This window comes from Shewanella inventionis (assembly GCF_014641855.1).
In the GTDB taxonomy this organism is placed as follows: domain Bacteria; phylum Pseudomonadota; class Gammaproteobacteria; order Enterobacterales; family Shewanellaceae; genus Shewanella; species Shewanella inventionis.
In genome coordinates this window covers 1-22,093 of the sequence record NZ_BMII01000030.1, presented here as the reverse complement: position 1 = coordinate 22,093, position 22,093 = coordinate 1, and the positions used below count along the sequence as shown (strand labels likewise).

General features: G+C 43.7%; 16 protein-coding genes and 1 pseudogene. 9 read left to right on the top strand and 8 right to left on the bottom strand.

What is annotated here, in order from left to right; translation table 11 throughout:
* The first annotated feature begins 205 nt into the window (after positions 1–205).
* Complete coding sequence (locus IEW93_RS16515; RefSeq protein ID WP_188740416.1) at positions 206–889, top strand: sulfotransferase; 684 nt, start codon at positions 206–208, stop codon at positions 887–889.
* Here the strand turns inward: IEW93_RS16515 and IEW93_RS16510 are convergent.
* The gene (locus tag IEW93_RS16510; protein ID WP_188740389.1) at positions 886–2,331 is read right to left on the bottom strand and encodes an MFS transporter; all 1,446 of its coding nucleotides are present in this window, start codon (positions 2,329–2,331) and stop codon (positions 886–888) included. The two genes, IEW93_RS16515 and IEW93_RS16510, sit on opposite strands and share 4 nt — an antisense overlap.
* 465 nt (positions 2,332–2,796) lie before the next feature.
* Between IEW93_RS16510 and IEW93_RS16505 the strand changes: the two genes are divergently transcribed.
* Positions 2,797–3,678 carry a hypothetical protein gene (locus IEW93_RS16505; RefSeq protein ID WP_188740388.1) on the top strand — a complete coding sequence of 294 codons (882 nt, stop codon included), beginning with the start codon at positions 2,797–2,799 and terminating at the stop codon, positions 3,676–3,678.
* 58 nt (positions 3,679–3,736) lie between these two features.
* On the opposite strand, the gene IEW93_RS16500 is transcribed toward IEW93_RS16505, so the two are convergent.
* The 6 genes from IEW93_RS16500 to argC form a co-directional block, all read right to left on the bottom strand.
* Entirely contained in the window at positions 3,737–4,372 is a 636-nt protein-coding gene (locus IEW93_RS16500) for a chromophore lyase CpcT/CpeT (protein WP_188740387.1), read from the bottom strand.
* A gap of 503 nt (positions 4,373–4,875) precedes the next feature.
* Positions 4,876–6,240, bottom strand: a complete 1,365-nt coding sequence (gene argH / locus IEW93_RS16495; RefSeq protein WP_188740386.1) for an argininosuccinate lyase — start codon at positions 6,238–6,240, stop codon at positions 4,876–4,878.
* A gap of 178 nt (positions 6,241–6,418) precedes the next feature.
* A complete protein-coding gene (locus IEW93_RS16490) occupies positions 6,419–7,642 on the bottom strand; it encodes an argininosuccinate synthase (RefSeq protein ID WP_188740385.1) in 1,224 nt (407 codons plus the stop codon).
* Positions 7,643–7,718: 76 nt separating this feature from the next.
* Entirely contained in the window at positions 7,719–8,624 is a 906-nt protein-coding gene (locus IEW93_RS16485) for an ornithine carbamoyltransferase (RefSeq protein ID WP_188740384.1), read from the bottom strand.
* Between the two features lie 14 nt (positions 8,625–8,638).
* A complete protein-coding gene (gene argB, locus IEW93_RS16480) occupies positions 8,639–9,418 on the bottom strand; it encodes an acetylglutamate kinase (RefSeq protein ID WP_188740383.1) in 780 nt (259 codons plus the stop codon).
* 30 nt (positions 9,419–9,448) lie between these two features.
* Positions 9,449–10,429 carry an N-acetyl-gamma-glutamyl-phosphate reductase gene (gene argC / locus IEW93_RS16475; protein WP_188740382.1) on the bottom strand — a complete coding sequence of 327 codons (981 nt, stop codon included), beginning with the start codon at positions 10,427–10,429 and terminating at the stop codon, positions 9,449–9,451.
* 263 nt (positions 10,430–10,692) lie between these two features.
* On the opposite strand from argC, the gene argE reads away from it, so the two are divergent.
* The 4 genes from argE to IEW93_RS16455 all read left to right on the top strand — a co-directional run bounded on the left by argE (position 10,693) and on the right by IEW93_RS16455 (position 18,415).
* Positions 10,693–11,844, top strand: a complete 1,152-nt coding sequence (gene argE, locus IEW93_RS16470; RefSeq protein WP_188740381.1) for an acetylornithine deacetylase — start codon at positions 10,693–10,695, stop codon at positions 11,842–11,844.
* 153 nt (positions 11,845–11,997) lie between these two features.
* Positions 11,998–14,646: a phosphoenolpyruvate carboxylase gene (gene ppc, locus IEW93_RS16465; protein WP_188740380.1), complete on the top strand. Its 2,649-nt coding sequence runs from the start codon at positions 11,998–12,000 to the stop codon at positions 14,644–14,646.
* Positions 14,643–15,182, top strand: a complete 540-nt coding sequence (locus IEW93_RS16460; protein WP_188740379.1) for a YceB family lipoprotein — start codon at positions 14,643–14,645, stop codon at positions 15,180–15,182. Before ppc ends, IEW93_RS16460 begins: the two co-directional genes overlap by 4 nt.
* A 176-nt stretch (positions 15,183–15,358) precedes the next feature.
* Positions 15,359–18,415: a DUF2339 domain-containing protein gene (locus IEW93_RS16455; RefSeq protein WP_188740378.1), complete on the top strand. Its 3,057-nt coding sequence runs from the start codon at positions 15,359–15,361 to the stop codon at positions 18,413–18,415.
* A 36-nt stretch (positions 18,416–18,451) separates the two neighbouring features.
* Here IEW93_RS16455 and IEW93_RS16450 read toward each other — a convergent pair whose 3' ends face one another.
* Complete coding sequence (locus tag IEW93_RS16450) at positions 18,452–19,726, bottom strand: CinA family nicotinamide mononucleotide deamidase-related protein (RefSeq protein WP_188740377.1); 1,275 nt, start codon at positions 19,724–19,726, stop codon at positions 18,452–18,454.
* Positions 19,727–20,326: 600 nt separating this feature from the next.
* On the opposite strand from IEW93_RS16450, the gene IEW93_RS16445 reads away from it, so the two are divergent.
* From IEW93_RS16445 to tnpC, 3 genes and pseudogenes are all read left to right on the top strand, one after another.
* Positions 20,327–20,662, top strand: a complete 336-nt coding sequence (locus IEW93_RS16445) for an IS66 family insertion sequence element accessory protein TnpB (RefSeq protein ID WP_188740376.1) — start codon at positions 20,327–20,329, stop codon at positions 20,660–20,662.
* Positions 20,659–21,009, top strand: a complete 351-nt coding sequence (tnpB, locus tag IEW93_RS16440) for an IS66 family insertion sequence element accessory protein TnpB (RefSeq protein WP_188740375.1) — start codon at positions 20,659–20,661, stop codon at positions 21,007–21,009. The genes IEW93_RS16445 and tnpB overlap by 4 nt, the downstream gene beginning before the upstream one ends.
* Positions 21,010–21,089: 80 nt before the next feature.
* A pseudogene (gene tnpC, locus IEW93_RS16435) lies at positions 21,090–21,968 on the top strand (IS66 family transposase); the annotation flags it as partial.
* Between the last annotated feature and the right edge of the window lie 125 nt (positions 21,969–22,093).

The following is a 22,093-nucleotide window of genomic DNA, read 5'->3' as shown; positions in this document are numbered from 1 at the left end:
TACAGTGACTGGAACAAATTTTTATTATTACTTTATTCACGTAAGTTAACTTAAACACGAAGCAATCTTTTAGCAGTGAAGGACTACTGATTACACATTAAAATTCATGTTATTAATAAACGCTCCAATATAATACATGTTGTTATTGGACCATATGTATTGTAGAAGTCCTTAAAATCAATACTCATAGCATATATGTACATAAATAACTCCTCCTAAGCCATGTACCGGCACGACTAGCGTGAGCGTGGCGCTGCTTGAACATGGCTTAACCGTGGCCCACCAAGCGTTTACTAAACAAGCGTTTATGTTGGCCGATGCGGTGTCTGATGCGCCGTGTTTTAGCGATTACCGGCAGTTAGATGTGTTATTTCCCAATGCTAAATTTGTCTATTTAGATAGGCCGTTAGATAAGTGGTTGCCGTCGATGCAAATGTTACTGGGCCGCATGCTAGTGCATTTAGATAAAGACAGTGGCCGCTTTCATCCGGTGATGAAGCGCAGTTTTAATCATTGCTTTGATATATGGCGGGTTAAAGATGTGTTTGATGAAACGCATTTAACGGCCTGTTATCAGCGCCACCAGCAGCAAGTGTTTAGCTACTTTGCAGATCGTGATGATTTTATGGCGATTGATATCAGTGTGGCTGGTAGTTTAAGTACACTTTTGCAATTTATTGAGTTGCCCTTGCCTGATGCGGCAGCGCTGTCGCAGGCAAGCTTACCTCGAATAAGTTTTCCGCAGCTAAGCTTTCCACAATTAAACTTTCCACAGCTAAACATTGGCCGCAATGTAGCCAGCTGGGATGAGTATAAACACCCTAATAAAATCAGTGCGAATGCATCAGGCCCTGATAAACGTAAGTTTTTTGATTACCGCCTCGATTAATCTTTATCTTTCGCATTTTTGTTATCGCGCTTTTTCTTGGCCACGGTGAGCCAGTCCAGGCTGACACCCGAAATAGCATTAAAGCCTCGAATACGAAAAATAAGCGTAAGCAGCTCTGGCCTTGGGCGCGCTTTAGGCTCAACCGAACGTGGAATAAACCACAGAGTTACCAGTGTGCGCATGGTGGTTGAAACAATAAACACCACAAAAATGGGGTTATCGAGCCAGGTTTTTAAGCCTGTCCACACCAAAAAAGCCTCTGCATATGAGGCAATAGAGCCACCCACCATAGCGCCTACAAATACAAAACCAGCACTTAATGCTGCCTGTAATGCCGCGTAAGTCGCAAAGTCGCTGCGAAAAGGCCGAATGTCGTAAAGGTAGTTGGCTGTACTTAAGGTAAAGCCGCTCCAGGCAAAACCTGAAAATGCTTGAACAGCTAAAATGTACATATAATTATCTGAAAATAGCCACAATAAAGGCAAACCTGGTATTAAACAGCTGGTGATAATCATCACTAACCGGTTGCCGTATAAGTCGCTAAAGCGGCCCCAAAAACGCAAGGTGATAAATTGGGTAAAGATGGAAGCGACACTTGATAATACAAATTCAAAGTAAGTAAACTGCAAGTCTTCTAGCATGTACACCGCAAAAAACGGCGCCGAAATGGCGACCATGCACTGCATACCAGCAACAAACAAACTGTAATGACGGAAGGTTTTGTCTTTCCACGCTTGACGGAAGTTATATAAGGTTTGGTTAAACACCCCAGAGGCTTTAGCCGCTCGAGGTTCAGGGTCGTGCATTTGCAACAGCAACCAGGCGGAAACAAATCGCCCCATTGCCGCAATCGAAAACAGCAAGCTAAACCCAAGCCAGGCCATTTGCATTGAGTCGGTTAGGGTTAATATGCCGCCGCCAACAAAAAAAACACTCAGCGAGGCCATCATGGTTAAACGGGTGCGAGAGGCAAAAAAGGCCCCGCGTCGGCGCTGAGGGACTATCATGCCCATCCACGCCCGCCAATGGGGTTGGATTAAGTTAATAAACCCTTGATAAAGCACAGCTAAACCAATAAAAAGCCACACGGCATTTTCAGGCTGAAACGCGGCTAACGCGCCCATGCCTAATACCACACCGGCCTGTAGCCCAGCGCAGACTACAATAAATTGCCTACGGCTAAAGTGGCTCGCCAGCCACACAGACAATAACTGAGCCAAGGCGCCAAACAGTTGTGGTAATCCAGTCACCCAGCCCATTTGGCCTAAACTGGCACCTAAAAAAATCGCATACGCATTAAAAAAGTTATCACTGGTGGCTGTCATGGTAGACGATGCCACAGCCTCTTGCTGGCTGCGGCGCAAGGTACATCGAAGCCACGACAATCTGTCGCGACTGCGAGAACAAGGGTTATTGCTGCTAGACGAATGTTCTAAAGCCATAAATTATTGAGATGCACGCCATTGATAAGTGGTTAACTAACATTACAGATTAACGTCGCCAATTGACATTAGTGGCTAAAATTATGGCTGATAAATGCCCTGCTAACAATCAAGAATACTCACATGGTCAACGATTAACCTTGTAAGCTTAAGTGTGCACTTTGACAAGGTAACCGCATAATAAAACAACATAAAAGTGTAACTGAGTCTATCAAAATCACCTTTAAACTAATAATTATCTTGACCAAATTGAAACAAAAATTTTACATTAGTCAAATAATGAGTGCTATGGAAAGTGCTTTAATCTTTAAAGTGAGCATTGCCGCTTTGCTGTTCAGCTTAATGACACCTAGTGTTATCTCCTTCCATCAAGTCTTCATTTATACCAATGGTCCATTTACCCAATGCTTAAGGCACGCAAATAAGTGTTGATGTGTTTACTTTTTCTAAAAAAGCAAAAATAAAATGAAATTACCTTTAATAATCGGCTGTTTGTTTTTAACGGGATGTCAATCCACCCCATACGCAATCATTGATGGCAGCCAGAGTAAAGTCTCTGATGCTAACAATTACAATGTTGAAATTGTCGCTATTGATGGTGCATTTCAATCAGGCAAGCTGACAAAAAATATTAAACCGGGTTATCACACTATTCATTTAAGTACTACGGGTCCTCTGCGCAGCAGAAAAGCAATGTCAACGTTGGTGTATCCGCTGGTTGCTAAAGAATGTATGCGGTATGTAGTCACCGCACAACACGGTCCAGGTAATAAAGATGACTGGGAAATTAGAGTATTAGATGAGCGGCTTATTCCGGCATGCACGCCGTCGCCAGTAGAACCTGAAGTCGCGGTCGTCATCCCTGATTATGCTAAACCGACAGGCGATATTAGCTGCTTAGCCAAAGAGCAACTGACAAATAAAACGACGCCTGTAGCGCTATTACATTCGGTTGCAGCTTGCATTAAATCGCAAGATTATGATTCTGCAATTAGTGGCTACTTTTTAGCGGGTGCTTATGCTTACTTTGATACCTTGCGCGTGCCAAATAAGCCGTCACATGAGGTGGTTGAATTAATCAAAAAAGATTCTATTTGGACTTTGTCTGCCCTTGAGCAGCAAAACTTTGAACAAAAGTTAGCTGACTACTTAGGATCTGAGCAAAAACAAACAGCGTGTGGCTGGGTGGCTAGCGTTGGCGAACCTGATTACACGCCGCTGTATATGCTGCAACATCAGCCTAATACATCGGTACAGGCTGACATGACCACTGAATTGTCGTCAGAGATAAAAGACACATTGTTTAAGGCGACACTGACAGATTATCTTGGTTGTCCGCTACCATAGAGGCGCTAATACGTTCAGTGAGTAAAAACCGCCATTATTGGCGGTTTTGTAGTATGTCTTACTGGGCTTTTATAAATTCATAGCCGCCTTTTACGGCGCCCCAAACTTGCTGGTCGTTACTGTCAAAACCGCGATCCCAACTCACAATCTTATCTTTAGTCACCACCACTTCTGAGGTGGCATAACTGGCGCCACGTAATTGGCTTAAGCATTGTTTGTCTTTGGTTGAGCCTGCAAAATGTTGCTGCTGTGCAGACCAAGTTAAAAACACAGTACATCCTTGCCTTTCGATTAAATCCTTAGGGGTTAACTCACCGAGTGGGTTGGTAGATTTGTATGCTCCGGCATAGTGTTTGTCATTGCTAAAACCATAAACTTTACTGGCGAACTCAGTGTCTGACACTTGCGTTACCTGATATACCCGCTGACGATAAGGCTCGTCTAAATGGGTTGCAGCAGCTTGCTCGACATACAGCCAATTGCCAGGATCATTCGGCCACATTGCCGCCATATTAAGGTGAATATTATAAAACTCTTTGTCGGCTATTGATTGTTGTTCGCTGTCGAAGTGACCTTGCATCCATGTAAGCAGTAATTCTTTTTTATCGAGATGTTCAGTGTTATCAGCGAATACCGGAATTGAAGATACCGACGCGAGTAAGGTGATGAGAGCTATATGTGTGGCGGTTTTCATTGGAGGGTCCTTTCCTATTTTTTATCATGTTACTCAGCAATTTAACAAACAAGTTAATCGATAACAAAGCGTTTATTAATGGTGCTTAATACCAATTCCACTAATTATCTGGTCATTCAGTGGGAGTTCTGTACTTTCTAGGCAAGTAATAGGATTGTAGGCAAAATTACTCTCGGCAACTGCTCCTGCGTTGCTCTATCTCCTGCGTCCATGCAGTCGTCGGCAACTGCTCCTGCGTTGCTCTATTTCCTACGTCCATGCAGTCGTCGGCAACTGCTCCTGCATTGCTCTATCTCCTACGTCCATGCAGTCGTCGGCAACTGATCCTGCGTTGCTCTATCTCCTGCGTCCATGCAGTCGTCGGCAACTGCTATTATTCACCGCCCGCAGGAGACGCTCAAAGAGCACATCAGCTGTGGCAAATCGAGTAAGCATGGCACAAATAACAAAAGCCCTGTTGCTGAATACTACAGGGCTTCTTTAAAGACTGACTTGCGGTAAAATTACGCTTTTTTAGCCGCTATAGCCGCTTTTACCTGGTTAACTGCCGTACCACCTAATACATCACGTTTTTCTAAACACGCCTCGATGGTAAGGTTTGGATACACATCATCGCTAATTACTTTGGCAAATTTTTGCAACTCTGCCACGGTTAGCTCTTCAATTGGCTTTTGCTGGCTAATAGCAAATACTACTACTTCACCCACGACATGGTGCGCTTCGCGGAACGGCATGCCTTTAGCGACTAGGTAATCTGCAAGTTCGGTTGCGTTTGCATAGCCTTGTTGCGCGGCAACTAATGCTTGTGGGCGATTCACTTTAAGGCCCGACAATACTAAGGCGGCCATGTCTAAACAAATGGCCCAACTATCGACCACATCAAACAAGCCTTCTTTGTCTTCTTGCATGTCTTTGTTGTACGCCAATGGCAAGGCTTTCATGGTGGTTAAAATACCCATTAAGCTGCCATAAACACGGCCGGTTTTACCACGAATAAGCTCTAATGCATCTGGGTTTTTCTTTTGCGGCATTAACGATGAGCCTGAAGTGACTTCGTCTGCGAGCGAGATAAAGTTAGCTTCACCAGAGTTAAAGAAGATTAGGTCTTCTGCCATACGGCTTAAGTGCATCATGCTAATTGATGCGGCGCTGCATAACTCAACCACGTGGTCACGGTCTGACACGCTGTCTAGGCTGTTTAACGTTGGGCGGGCAAAATTTAATGCCGCCGCTAATGCGTGGCGATCAATGGGGTAAGCTGTACCGGCTAATGCGCCAGAACCTAGCGGACATGAGTCGGCACGATTAAGTGCATCTTGTAGGCGGCTAATGTCGCGCTCGTACATTTCAACATAAGCTAATGCCCAGTGGCCAAATGTCACGGGTTGTGCACGTTGTAAGTGAGTGTAACCCGGCATAACGGCGTCAACTTCGCGCTCTGCTAAATCAATTAACTCTGCGTGCAAGGTACCTAAACGAGCCAGTAATGCCGCACCTTCTTTTTTGCACCACAGTTTTAAGTCGGTGGCGACCTGATCGTTACGTGAACGGCCAGTGTGGAGTTTTTTACCTAAATCGCCCACTTTGGCAATCAGCTTTTGTTCAACAAAGCTGTGAATGTCTTCGGCGCCTGTGCTGATTATGGCTTGCGGGTCATTACCTACCTCCACCAGCAATTCGTTTAAGGCGGCTTTCAAATCGGTACATTCTTTTGCGGTAATAATGCCTACGCTGGCAATGGCGTCTGCCCATGCGATTGAGCCGACAACGTCTTGTTCAAATAAGCGATAATCCACTGGCAGTGAGTCATTAAATAACTTGAAAAGTGCACTGGTTTCGCCCTGAAATCTTCCGCCCCATAACGCCATGTCGGTATCCTCTGTGTTGAAAACTGTTTAAGAACTGGGTGTTCAATAATGTAGGTGTTAAGTCACCTGATTAGCGTTCAGGTTAACTATTTTCTTTCTTATAATGACTCTTTTAGATCACTCAAAAGTCATTATAAGAAAGGCGCTTTGCAGCGCCTTAGTCGTATTGGCGTAAACCTTATTTGGTGTTTAACGCACGAATACGGCTTGCTAAAGAGTACAAACGGATAAAGCCTTCAGCATGTTTTTGGTCATACACGTCATCTTCACCAAAGGTAGCGAAAGATTCTGAGTATAAGCTGTTTGGTGAACGCTTTTTCACTGCTGTAGCCTGGCCTTTGTATAGCTTAATCACCACATCACCGTTAACAGATTCTGCTAATGATTCTGACGCGGCGATAAGTGATTTACATAAAGGCGTAAACCAACGACCGTCGTATACTAGATGCGACATTTGGCCAGCAATTTGCTCGCGCCATGTACGGCTGGTTTTGTCTAATACCAATTCTTCAATGGCACGTAAGCCTGCAAACATGACGGTGCCACCTGGTGTTTCATAACAACCACGAGACTTCATGCCCACTAAACGGTTTTCAGTAATGTCGATACGACCTACACCGTGCTTACCAGCGATGTCGTTTAGCTTCATCAATGCAGCGTAAGGTGACAATGCTTCGTCATTAACATGAGTAACACGGCCGTTTTTAATGGCTAGTGACACATATTCTGGCTCGTTTGGCGCGTCTTCTGGGGCAACGGTTAATGTCCACACGCCTTTTGATGGCTCGTTCCATGGATCTTCTAACTCGCCACCTTCGTGCGAAATGTGCCATGCGTTAGCATCACGGCTGTAAATTTTAGTCGCTGATGCGCTGGTTTTAATATTACGCTCAGCAAGGTATGCAAGTAAGTCTTCACGGCTACGCATTTCCCATTCACGCCAAGGTGCAATCACTTTTAAATCTGGCGCAAGGGCAGCAAAACAACCTTCAAAACGTACTTGGTCGTTACCTTTACCGGTACAACCATGACATACCGCGTCTGCACCCACTTTACGGGCTACTTCAACTTGCGCTTTAGCAATAATTGGACGCGCCATTGAAGTACCTAGTAGGTAAGTACCTTCATAAATTGCGCCTGTAGCGATAGTTGGGTAGATGTAATCGGCAACAAATTCTTCTTTAAGGTCAACGATATGACACTCGCTAGCACCTGAAGCGATGGCTTTTTCATGTAAGCCTACGAGTTCTTCTTCGCCCTGGCCTACGTCGGCACAGAATGCGACAATTTCACAATTATCGTAGGTTTCTTTTAACCATGGGATAATGGCCGAAGTATCTAAACCACCTGAGTACGCGAGTACGACTTTTTTAACGCCGGTTTTTTTCACTGCATTAGACATGTTCAATTCCTACAATCAATCATTTATGTTTTTGTAAACGACATAACGCCATTGGCATTATCAATCAATTTTGTGACTAACTTAATAAGGTAACCAACACTGCATTTTGCGCATGCATGCGGTTTTCTGCTTGGTGTAAAATCAATGAACCTTCGCCGTCCATCACCTCATCGGTTACTTCTACACCGCGGTGTGCTGGTAAACAATGCATAAAGTATTTTGCACCGGCTTTTGCCATTAACTCACTGTTAACCTGGTAAGGCGCAAAACGTGCTTTAATGTCAGCAAGCGACGTATCATCACCCATAGAAATCCAAGTGTCTGTATAAATAGCATCATGGCCTTCAATAGCATTAATGTCAGCACTTAGGGTTAGCTTGCCGCCATTTTTGTGTGCCAACGCTTGCGCTTCGGTCACGATTAGCGCGTCGGGAAACGCGCCTTCTGGGCAAATCACTGTCATGGTTAAGCCTAAAATGGCTGCCCCATAGATTAATGAGTGTGTCACATTATTGCCATCACCAACATAGGCAAGTTTTGCCTGGCTTACATCATCAAACTGCTCTGATAGCGTTAAAAAGTCTGCAAGCGCCTGGCATGGGTGATACAGATCAGACAAGGCATTGATTACCGGTACACTGCCATGCTCTGCAAGTTGTTCAATGGTAGTGTGCGAGTATGTTCTTGCCACTATTGCATCGGCCCAACATGAAAGGTTAGTGGCAAAGTCGGCAACGGTTTCACGTTGGCCTAATGCACCATTTTGTTGATCTAGGTATAAGCAGTGACCACCTAATTTATTAATGCCAATGTCAAAGCTGACTCGAGTGCGAAGTGATGGCTTTTCAAATAACATCACAACGCTTTTACCATCTAAGGCGCGACGGTACTCAGCAGGGTTGCGCTTAATTTTTTTAGCCAGTTCGATAATAGCTAAAAGCTGAGATTGAGTTAACTCTTTGATCGACAATAGGTGCTGCATATACTACTACTCCATTAAGGTTGTATTTGAGTCCCGACGGACCCACCTTTTACTAAGGTTTTTAACTGTTCGGCGTCACGCCATGAAGCAACTTGCACAGGCTTGCCCATCCATTGAGCAACTTCTAGTGCGGCTTCTACTTTGACTTTCATGCCTTTTTCAATCACCCCTTGGGCAACTAAATATTCAATTTCGCTTTTGTTTAAGCTGTTAATTAGCTGGCCTTTGCCATCTAACACGCCAGAAACGTCAGACAATAAAACCAGGGTGCCGTTAACTAACTTAGCCAGTGCTGTAGCGGCTTGGTCTGCATTAACGTTTAGCATTTCACCTTGGCCAGAAATCGCAATCGAGCTGCAAATCGGCATCCAACCCTGGTTTAAAATAAAGTTTAAGTAGGTTGCATCTTTTGGCTCAACTTCACCGACTAAGCCTAAACGTTCATCTTTTATTTTGGCGGTTACCACATTGCCATCGCCTAGGCTCATGCCTACGCTAACAATGCCTGCTTTTGCCGCGGCCGCTTGTAAAATTTTGTTTGAAGTACCGGCAAGTGCTCCAACTACAATAGGGATTTGATCTTCTGGCGTGACGCGTAAACCGTCTAACTTAATGGTTTCTTTGCCGTTAGCAGTTAATTGCTCATCAACTAAACAACCACCACCATGAACTAGCAGCACTTGCTGACCCGCTGCGATCATTTCTGCAGCTGCTGTCATTAAACGTGCCATTCCCATTTCACATTGCAGTAATGCACCACCGACTTTAAGTACTAACACTGGTTTTGTAGCCATTATTGTTGTTCCTTTACTTATGTGACCTAATTACACACCAAAATGGATCTTGATGCATTGCAGCCCTTGGCTTGCAGCGCCTTTCATTAAATTATCAATTGCACTGGCAACGACTAAATAGCCGCTGTTGGCATCATACTTCCACCCCAGGTGACAATTAGGTGTATTAACCACATCATCCACTTTAGGAAATTGATTGTGTTTTACCGTTACGATGGGGGCGTTGTCGTACACGCTATACGCTTTGGCAACATCGGCCTCAGTTGTACCCGGTTTTAACTGCAGTGTAATCGTGGCCAAGATCCCACGCTTAAAATTACCTAAATGAGGTGTAAAAATAACTTCTTGACCTAAATGGGTGGCAATTTCGGGTTGATGTCTGTGACCTAATACACCGTATGGCGTTAAGCTCACTTCACAAAAACTGGTATGCAGCTGTGCTTTACGGCCTGCGCCTGTAACACCACTGACAGCGTTGATCACAGGATACATGTCAGTTAAGAAGGGCTTTAGGGGTTTTAGGGCGGTTAACGACGCCGTTGGGTAGCAGCCTGGCACAGCGATCATTCTGGTATTTTTAACTTGCTCAGCATTCCATTCAGCTAACCCATACACAGCTTGGGCTAACACATCTGGGTGAGTGTGTTCAAAGCCGTACCATTTAGGGTATTGCGCAACGTCTGCAAAGCGGTATGCACCACTGAGGTCAAATACGGCTAAGCCTTTTTTGTAAAACCAGGCCGCTAACTCCAAGCTAACTGAATGTTCAGTCGCAAGTACCACACCATCGGCCTGGTCTACGATTTGTTGTTTTGCTTCATCTGTTAGTGGAGAAAGCGTATAAGCCATATGACTGTATGCAGGGTACAAGTCGGCTAATTTACGCCCTTTGTCTAAACTGTTTTCCGACACATATAGACCTTGAACCGTTAAGTTACTGTCGGCATTAATCAACGAAGTAATTTGTGCGCCTGTGTAACCACTAGCGCCAATAATTGCGATGCTTTTCATAAGTTTTGTTTCTTTTGAGTAGTTAAAGACAAGAGTCAGCATAGCCCATTTAGACAAGGGACGTCTAATTTGGTGCTATCGTCGCAGGAAGTTCACGTTGATAATTGATATAGTGGTTTTAACTGTCAAAAAGCAGATATTTATTTTCATGTGCAGCGTTCAATTATTGGTGTCGGTTAATGCTGTTTGCTAGACTAACACACATTATTAATTATGCAATATATGTGAATAAGTATTTTACATGTAATTTTCTAGGATGGTCTATGAGTACATTACCTGATCTTAAAAGTTGTTTTACGCAGCTGATTGCAGCGCCATCGATTAGCGCACTCGAAGTTGAAAACGATATGAGTAACCATGCAGTTATCAACTTGTTGCAAAATTGGTTTAGCGAGCTGGGTTTTGAGTGTGAAACCCCAACAGTTGAAGATTCACGCAATAAACAAAATTTAATCGCGCGTATTGGCCAGGGCAGCGGCGGGCTATTGCTGGCTGGCCATACAGATACCGTACCGTTTGACGAGGGTCGCTGGAGCCAAAGCCCGTTTGAGATGATTGAAAAAGACAATCGTTGGTATGGTTTAGGCACCTGCGACATGAAAGGTTTTTTTGCGTTAGTGCTTGAAGCGTTAAAAGACATGCCACTGGATCAATTTAAACGTCCACTCACTATTTTTGCTAGCGCCGATGAAGAAACCACCATGAGTGGCGCTAAAGCGTTTGCCGAATCAAAAGTGGTTGCGCCTGATTACGCAGTTATTGGTGAACCCACCAGCTTAAAACCTGTCTATATGCATAAAGGCCATTTAGCTCAAGGGATCCGCGTTATTGGTCGCAGTGGTCACTCGTCAGATCCTGCTCGTGGATTAAATGCCATTGAAGTGATGCATAAAGTGATTAGCCAACTGATGAAGCTTAAACAGCATTTAAGTGAAAACTATCGCGAAGATGCCTTTACTGTGCCTTACCCAACCATGAACTTTGGCCATATACACGGCGGTGATGCGGCTAACCGTATTTGTGGATGCTGCGATTTACACTTAGATATTCGTCCATTACCGGGTATGGAGTTAGCAGAACTCGAATTAATGGTATTGAACTACTTAGCTGACATCAGCAAAGAGTATCCTGGCAGTATTAGCGTCAGCACCCTATACCCTGGTGCCGAGTCTTTTGCAGGAAAAGCAGATAACCCATGGACCAAACTGGTTGCTGAATTATCGGGTAATGAAGCAGAGGTTGTTAACTACTCGACAGAAGCCCCTTACATTAACAAGCTTGGCTGCCAAACCCTGGTACTTGGCCCAGGAAGCATTAATCAAGCCCACCAGCCAGATGAGTTTATTGGCCTAGAATACTTAACACCAACGGTAGAATTGATTAAAAAAATGATTTACCACGCGTGCATCAAATAGCTGTTAGTTTGGAGTTAACAATGTACGAGAAATGTAATATTTTTACGAAATAAAATTACAAAACACCCTACCAGTGTATTGACCAAATTAGATACGCTGGGTATTGTGATGTAAGAGATATTGGCAAGATCGTTCTTTTTTTCGGGAGTAAGTATGGCAGAGCAAACGGCAGATATGTATGCGTCACTTCGATCAAATGTGGGGCATTTAGGCCAGATATTAGGCGAGACAATGCAAAACCATTTAGGTGATGCATTTTTAGAAAAAGTAGAACAAATTCGAATTTTAGCGAAAAAATCTCGCCAAGGTGACGAAGCGTCTCGCGAGCAAATGTTGGCGTTATTAACTGCTTTACCAGACGAAGAACTGGTACCTTTTGCAAAAGCATTTAACCAATTTTTAAACCTAGCCAATATCGCCGAACAGTTTCACACCATCAGTCGCAACTGCGACGAATTGGTATGCGTACCTGACCCTGTAGAGCAACTACTTGGGCGTATGCTTGATACTGACTTAGATAAAAAAGACGTAATTGCATGCCTAAAAAACCTAGACATTGATTTGGTGCTAACGGCTCATCCAACTGAAATATCGCGCCGAACGTTAATTCAAAAATATGCCGCTGTAGTTGATTGTTTAACCGAGCAAGAAAACAGCCAACTAACAGATCGTGAACGCAGCCAAAGTACACTCCGTTTACGTCAACTTATTGCACAAATTTGGCACACTAACGAAATTCGCAATGAGCGCCCAACGCCAGTAGATGAAGCCCGCTGGGGTTTAAGCACCATCGAAGCCTCTTTATGGCAAGCCATCCCTGACTTTTTACGCCAACTTAACGATCAAGTTGAGCAAAAAACCGGTCAACAGCTACCCATTGATGTATCTCCTGTGCGCTTTTCAAGCTGGATGGGGGGCGACCGCGACGGTAACCCTTTCGTAACGTCTACAGTAACGCAAGAAGTGCTCGACCGAAATCGCCATGCCGCTGCAAGACTTTACTTAAAAGACATTGTCGCTTTACTTGGCGAACTGTCTATGGAACAAGCAAACGAAGAGTTATTGGCATTCACCGATAACAGTAAAGAACCGTATCGCGATGTATTGCGCAAGTTACGTTGTCAATTACGTAACACCATTGACTACCTTAATGCGCGCCTAGAAGGCAAACATCCTGACACGGATACCAACGAATTAATTTGGCATAAGTCTGATTTACAGCAACCGCTTGAGCTACTTTATAAAAGCTTATCCGACTGCGGTATGAAGCTAATTGCTAACGGTTTATTGTTAGATATTTTACGCCGTTTGGCCTGTTTTGGTATTCACATGCTGCGCCTTGATATTCGTCAAGATGCAACACGCCATAGCGACGTCATTGCTGAATTAACACGCTACCTCGGGATGGGAGATTACAATCACTGGGATGAAAACGAAAAACAAGCGTTTTTATTACGCGAGTTAACCAGCAAGCGTCCATTAATCCCGACCAATTGGAAGCCTACTGACGACGTTGCTGAAGTGGTGAGAACCTGCAACCTGGTCGCGAAGCAACCCGCTAACGCACTTGGCTCATACGTTATTTCGATGGCAAGTAAGCCTTCTGACGTGCTCACTGTGCTGCTGCTGCTCAAAGAAGCTGGCTGCACAAACCCTATGCGTGTCGTGCCATTATTCGAAACCCTTGCCGATCTCGAGGGCGCAGCAGCCTGTATGACAGCGCTACTGAACATTGATTGGTATCGTGGTTACACCAAAGGCATGCAAGAGGTGATGATTGGCTACTCTGACTCAGCTAAAGACGCTGGTGTTATGGCAGCGGCTTGGGCGCAATATCGTGCTCAAGAGCAATTGGTGGCTGTATGTAAAAAGGCCGACGTTAAACTGATGTTATTCCATGGCCGTGGTGGTTCTATTGGCCGTGGCGGCGGACCTGCTCATAAGGCCATTTTATCGCAACCACCGGGGTCAGTTGATGGCCGCATTCGTGTTACAGAACAAGGCGAGATGATCCGCTTTAAGTTTGGCTTGCCAAAATTAGCCGTACAAAGCTTAGCGCTGTATACATCAGCAGTAATGGAGGCCACATTATTACCTCCTCCTGAGCCTAAAAAAGCCTGGCGCGAATGTATGCAACGTATTGCTGAAGAATCAGTTCAACATTACCGTGGCATTGTGCGCGAAGAGCCTGATTTTGTGCCTTATTTCCGCGCGGCGACCCCAGAGGTTGAGCTAGGCAAGCTGCCATTAGGTAGTCGCCCTGCCAAGCGTAAAGTTGATGGTGGCATTGAAAGTTTGCGTGCTATTCCATGGATTTTTGCCTGGTCGCAAAACCGCTTAATGTTGCCAGCCTGGTTAGGTGCTGGTGAAGCATTACAAGATGCGGCAGAACGCGGCGAGCTTGAACTACTTCGTGAAATGGAAGACCAATGGCCATTCTTCGAAACCCGTATTTCAATGCTAGAAATGGTTTACACCAAAGCAGAGCCTAATCTCGCTAAATACTATGAGTCATGCTTAGTAAAACCAGAGTTGCATCATTTGGGTGAAAAGCTGCGTCAACGCCTCCAATTGGGTATTGATGCTGTATTATCGCTCACTCAAGCAACCGAGTTAATGTCGCACACCCCATGGAACCGCGAATCTGTTAAACTGCGCAACCCTTACATAGACCCATTAAACTTTTTACAAACCGAGCTATTAGCCCGTACGCGTAAAGAAGTGGAACCGTCTGCATCTGTTCAGCTAGCGCTTATGCTGACCATTGCCGGCGTTGCAGCAGGAATGAGAAACACTGGATGATAACCTTGGTTAAAAGCCTCGGACTTGGATTATTGTTGTTACTGACTGGCTGTGCCAGTCAGTACAGTATTACCGAGTCTGAAATCGAGCAATACCTTAACAACGACATGCATTTTGAAGTAAAGCAGGGGAACAAGTTAATTGGTGTGTCACTTAAGCTAAATGACATGCAAGTGGTACTTGGTGCAAAACCAAATACCATGGCGGTGACAGCCGCTACCATGATAACCGTTAACAACCCACTGATGCCGATCCATGCTAAGTTGAAAACCACGTTTGAGGCGGTACCTTGGTACGACAGCGAAACTAAAAGCATTTATCTGCGCCAGCTAGACTTAGTCAAAATTGAGTCAGAGCCGGTCGATATTGAACGCTATATTAGTCAGGCAACACCGCAATTAATGGGGTTTTTACGTAATTACCTTGAAACCCAGCCGGTGTACACCTTAGACACTCGCGACAGTAATCAAGCATTAATGGCCAAGATGACTAAAGAGATTGCGGTTCAGCAAGGTAAATTAGTGGTTAAGTTTTAACGCTTTAATTTTTTAGTTTTAATAAAGCACCTTTCGAGGTGCTTTTTATTGCGCAGAATCTTTTGAAATCTTTCATATTTATTCCAACTATCAAAAACTGAACATTTCCTAATCAATTAGAACCACGTACAATCATTTGGCAATATTGGAACTGCTCAATAATCATGGGATAAATAATGCCGTTAATGGATGACGTCACTAAGTTAAAAGCTCAGCTGGCTGAGTTAATCTCGCAGCAAGATCAGCAGCAAGCTGATGTCATGCAGCAGCTTGCTAAATTCAGCCAGCAACTTGATGCTTTAACCCAGCAAGTACAAGCGCAAACTAGCAATGAACAACCAAGTAACTTAGCCAATAATTTACTCAATCCAGTGCATGAAAGCTCTCCAATCGATTTAGCCAGCAGTATTGTTGCCGATAAACCTCAATATTCGACTTCTGCCTGGGAACGACAAACTGCCAACGTCAATGACTCAGTATCAACAGCATCCATAACAACACCCCAATCCATACAACCGATTAATTCACCGGCAAGACAAAGCGCACTCAGCGCAATGATTTCACAATTAGCCAACGCTATTGGTGAATTTAGCGCATCTGCACTTGCACCTCTTTCTGGGTTAACCGATCAAGCAAAGCAATTCTATCAACACTACCAAGCAAAAGGCTTAGGCCCTGTATTTTTGATGACCGTAGCAGGGATCATCACTCTTACCCTAGGCTTTGGCTACTTATTACAATTTTCAATTAACAATTGGTTGTCAGAATTAGCTAAAGCCTTATTTGGGCTTGGTGTAGCTAACAGTATTATTGCTGGCGGTATTTTTATTCGACATAAACGCGCTGGAATGGAAGATTTTGGTTCAGGGCTAGTGGGTCTTGGGCTTATTCTTAACTACTTGTGTTTGTATTTCCTCGGGCCTTATTTCAACCTTATTCCTGACACTGCTTGCTTTGGCTTATTACTGCTTAATACCTTACTCGGTTATGGTTTGTCATTTAAACTCGACACCAAAGTGGTTGCAATTATCGCCTTATTAGGCGGATCGTTGGCGCCATTAATGTTGCTCGATGGCGGGCAAGCTCCATTACTCTATTTACCTTACTTATTACTTATTGGCATTTGCTCTATGGTACAAAGCCATAAGTTAGCCTGGCCAATTTTAGTTGAAGTGACCGCTCTACTGCATATTGCCTGTATCCAAGTGCTTAGTGTGTTTATTCTATTACCATTTGATTCAATTGACTGGCAAATAGCCCTGACATTAGTCGCGATTAACGGGTTATTTTATCTCTACAGTATTGCCAGCTTATTATTTGTCATTAAGTCGTCACTGACACCACGTTTACTCGCGGTGCCTGTCGCACTCATGATATTTATCCTTTACACACTGACAGAGTGGAGCCGTTTTGCGGGTGAGTTATTTGCGGTAAATGCGCTTTTATGTACGTTATTGTATTGGGCCTTAAAACGCGACAAAGACATCAGCGCTCTAGCACTTGCTTTTGCAGGTAGCTTTGCCGGCTTTGCTGCACTCTTTTTACTCAGTGCTGAACTGATGGGACTCGTGCTGTTGTTAGAGGGATTATTGTTACTGTGGATAGGCTGCAAACACCGATTTAGTCCAATTAGAGCTGAAGCTTATGTGCTGTTAGTGTTAGGTATTATCAGCAGCTTTATTAATCTGCTCGATGTACTAACACAATCACATTACCCACAGCAAAGTATATTAAGTTATCAGGCATTACTAAGCCTATCGATGTTACTCACTTGCGCACTGACGTTTATGGCTCAAAAGCTTATTAGTCAGTATCAAATTGATTTAATGAAGTTTGATCGCCTAGCTGTTCACTTTATTCGCGAGCTGCTTGGTGTGCTTTACTCAGTAACTATCTTAGTTATTTGTTATTTTGTCTCTGATGAGTATTGGTTAAACACCCTACCCTTGATTAGCCTATTACTGATTTACATGAGCGCTAAACACACGCTACGCTTTAGCGAAGTATTAGCTTGGTTAGTGCAAATTCCTCTACTAGGATTAGTGATTGTAGGGATGGTAGATGCCAATAGCTTGAGTTTTACAGACCAAGCGATGAACGCTAAATTAGCTCGTATTGAGCTATTTATTGGACTGTTACTCGCTTATTATTGGTACAAAAAATATTATGTTAATGCCAAATTAATCCGCTTTGCATATTATGCTCAATTGCTTTGTTATTTGGCGTTACCATTACTGTTATTACCTAAAATCATGCGGAGTTATCCTGACTATATAGCTATTGCATTATGGTGTAGCAGCCTAGTAAGCCTAGGATTAGCTTACTTTGTTAATCACAAGAGTCTTCGCTATGAAACGCAAATACTGACTGTGTTAGCAATCATGATTACTACGGCAATGTGTTTAGCAGAACTATGGCAAGGATTTATCGCATTAGTTCTTGGTTTGTTATTTATTGGGTTTATAAGCTGGCGCTATGTTCAGTTATCAAAAAAGTGGCAACTAGCTACTTCGCTACAATGGCATATTGCGCCATATTATATGGCCCTGGTCATCGCAGTATTAAGCCAAACCCTCACTAGTCTAGTTTATCCCTCGTGGGCTATCACTGCGTTAGTCTTATGTGGATATTTCAGTGTGATTAGCGAACGAGATACACGTATCGGGCAGCATTTTAAACAAGCATTAGCACCAGGTTACAGCCTTGCGTATGCGGCTATTTACGCCTGTAGCATCTTACCCATTTTTTTTCACACAGAAACCCAGTTAGCTTTTAACCTCAATAACATGCTCATTAATGTAGCCGAATTGGGAGTATTAGCACTACTCGCAAGATACTTACTCAAACCTAGATTGGGCATTAGGGTGCACAGTAAAATTATCTCTCGTGTATATCTAACGTGGGCATGGCATGCGTTATTAGTCACCAGCTATGTGCTTTGGAGTTACCAATTCAACAAAAGTATTGCAGCACCGATGAGCGCAGTTTTATTAGTCGTGCACGCCAGTGTCGTCATGTTTATCAGCTTACGACCTCATCAAGCAAGCCTGATTAGATTAGCAACCTTGTTGTTTGCTTTTGCATGTATCAAAGTCATTTTTGTTGATATGGCATCTTTTGAACTAATACAAAAAATAGTTGCGTTTATGTTAATCGGGGTAATTTTACTGACTGTGGCTTACTTTTATCAAAAAGCAAAAAATAGGCAGTTAACTGATAGCGTTACGATATAGCTTGCCTACTTTAAGAGTAAGCAAGCTAAATGAAACTTATTTGGCAAATCGTGGAATTGATGGGTAATCGACAATAACGGCTTCTTCTAGTAATGCACGACGAAGCATATCGTAAGCTATTGCTGTGCTCATACTTCTAACTAGTTGGCGTGAGCGTTTGGGTAGTTTCACCATCTGGCTATACACGCCATGTTTAGTCGCTAATGCAATTGCAACCGTTCCGACCGGTTTATCATCAGTACCACCATCAGGGCCAGCAATACCACTAGTCGCTAATGCAAAATCACTGTCTAAAATGCCTCGAATACCTTGCGCCATCGCTTCAACAGTAGGGATCGACACTGCACCATGATCATCTAAAATCTGTGGATTAACGCCAAGCACTTTCACTTTAGACTCATTACTGTAGGTCACTAAACCATGATGCAAATATGATGAGCTTCCTGCAAAATCAATCAGTTGACTGGTGATCATGCCACCAGTACAAGATTCAGCCACACTAAGGCTGAAACCAGACTGATATAATCTATGGTGTATTTCGGCAGCCAGTGTTGGGCGATTCTCGGCTACAACAGCCGTACCCAGAACGCCTTTAACCTGTCGAGTAACATCCTGAAGTTGACGTATCGCTTTATCACCACGGGCAAAAATCTTAATCTCTATATGTGGCATTGAAGACCGATAGCCCAACTCAATCCCTTCGGGTAACGTTATATCAGACAAGGTATCTGCTAGAGATGACTCTCCATGACCTATTGTGAGCAGTTTTTCTAAAGCTGACTTTTGTTGAACACCAAATTCTTCACTAATAAAAGGGATAAATTGCTCCCTAATCATCTGTTTTAATTCAAAAGGTACACCAGGTGTGAAAAACAGCCACGCATTATTGAGCTTTACTCTAAAACCGCAGGCTGTACCAACAGGATTATCGACCATCACAGCAGATGCTGGTAACCATGCTTGTTTTAAATTACTTTTAGCCATCACACGGTTATTGCGCGCAAACCAATCTTCTAAATGTTCACGCCATTGAGTATTTTCAACAAGCTCTTCACCTTTCGCTTTTGCCATTGCTAATGCAGACATATCATCACTGGTTGGCCCCAAACCACCATTAACAATAATCACATCAGCATGCTTACTGCGCTCTTTAAATACAGCGATAAGATCATCAAGGCGGTCACCAACCGTTACTCTATGCTGCATCTCTATACCCAACTCCATTAAGGTATTAGCAACCCAGGCAGCATTGGTATCAACTATCTGGCCAGAAAGCACTTCTTCGCCTGTGCAAATCATTTCTAACTTCATTGTCATTCCTTATCCCAATCAATTGGCACTTAAGTTAGGGGAGCGATATAAGAATGGCAAGAAAATAGATCGATTTGGATTAAAATAACGCTTAGCTAAATGAATGGATTACAACTATCCAACATAAATTGGCCATCTCATCAATATTTGTAAAAACGCACATTGAACTTATTAATGACTTTTAAATTTCAGATACAAACAACCTTCTTTTAAATGAAGATGTATTTGGCAGAGCTAATGCTAATAGCTGCAAGAGTGAACCAGCGCCTCACCAGCGTGACAGGCCGGTATCTCTAATATAAAGCCTTAACCAACTGAACTACCGCTTTATCTTTAGTCTTTTCGCCCGTGTTAAATACGAAAAAGGCCTTTGCATTGCTGCAAAGGCCTTTATCTTAAGCTGGCGGAGCGGACGTTGCTTGCAATAAGAGTGAACCCGCGACCCCCGGCGTGACAGGCCGCTATCTCTATTAAAAAGCCTTAACCAACAGAACTACCGCTCTATCTTTAGTCTTTTCGTAACCGTCTAGCAAACCACACCTCGCATCATTAATCTGCCTATTTGAAAATACCTGCTCAATGATAAATTTGGAGCAGGTGATGAAAACATACAGAACAGCGGCACAGTGGCTAGGGTTACTTCAGCAGCGTAGCAATTTCAAAGGCACTAATGTTGAATTCTGCCAACATCATAATGTCTCGATTACCACTTATTATAAACAACGTGCTTTACAGGCTGAGAACCAGCAAAAAATAACCTTACCAAAGCGCGCTACATCATCACGCTTTATTCAACTAAAACAAACCACCACTGACGTCTGCGAGTACACTCATCAAAATGCACTGCAGTATGATACCCGCACAGGCCAGCTCATGCTTCCTGCCAATTTAGCAACGACCGATATCGTTACCATTATTAAAGGGCTAATGGCATGAAGATGTTTGTTGATGTGCCCACCGTTTATTTATGTGCCGATGTGGTCGATTTTCGTAAATCGATTAATGGATTAGCCGCCTTAGTGGAAGCAGAGCTTGAACTCCCAGTGCTCAGTGGTGCGCTATTTGTCTTTTGTAATAAAGGCCGTGACAAACTCAAATTGCTTTATTGGGATAATACCGGCTTTGCCCTGTGGTATAAGCGATTAGACAAGCATAAGTTCAAATGGCCCAAACTCATGTCACCCACCATGACATTAACCGAGCAACAATTACACTGGTTATTAGGGGGGTATGATGTCATTGGCCACAGTAAAATTGATATAGCAGGTAAGCAATTACTTTAATATTTGCGATCGATTGATGATCATCAAAGGATGTTCATTTAGCACTGGAAACCCGCTGGTTACGCCTTAAAATAGGCGTCATGAAAAATGTACTCGCCCTTCAACAGCGCATTGCTGAACTGGAAAAACTGCTCGAAAATGAGCGGCAATTATCTTTACAAAAAGATGCGCAAATCGCTGCGCTAGAAGAACGCTGGCGTCTGGCCCAACAAAAACAATTTGGCAAAAGTGCTGAAGGCTTTGTAGGGCAAGGCGAGTTATTCAATGAAGTGGAAGAGATTATTGAGGCCGTTGAGGCTGAGCAACAATCCATTAGCTATACCCGCAAAAAACCGGTGCGTAAGCCACTGCCAAAAGACTTACCCCGTGAGCAAGTTATCCACGAAATTGAAGATAAAACCTGTGATTGTTGTGGCGGTGAGCTACATAAAATGGGTGAAGATAAGTCAGAAAAGCTTGAGTTTATTCCAGCGCAAATAAAAGTCATTGAGCACATTCGGCCTAAATACGCGTGCCGTCACTGTGATAAATCCTCGACGAATACGCCGATAAAGCAAGCCTCAATGCCTGCAATGCCTATCAACAAAGGCATTGCAACGAGCAGTTTGCTCAGTCAGCTTATCACCAGTAAATACCAATACGGGTTACCGCTTTATCGCCAGGAAGCGATGTTCAAGCAATACGGTATTGAGCTCAGTCGCCAGACCATGAGCAGCTGGTTAGACAAATCCGCCACACTGTTTGCACCACTGGTGGAACGGCTTAAAGCCGAGCTGTTAACGCAGCCCACGTTGTTTGCCGATGAAACGCCATTAAAGGTGGTGAAATCCGATAAGGTGAACAGCTACATGTGGGTGTATTGCTCAGGTCGAGATTCACCTGAGCCAAACCATCCTACCCCCAATATCGTGCTTTACGATTTTCACAATAGTCGGGCGGCCGCCTGCGTGGTCAATTATACCATTCCGCGAAAAAATGTGATCTAATTGCTATATCCGTTACTCACCTTTTTTAGCAATGAAACAACACACCAGTTTCGAATTAATCAGGCTATCCAAGCAAACAGCAGATGCCCGAATGCGTT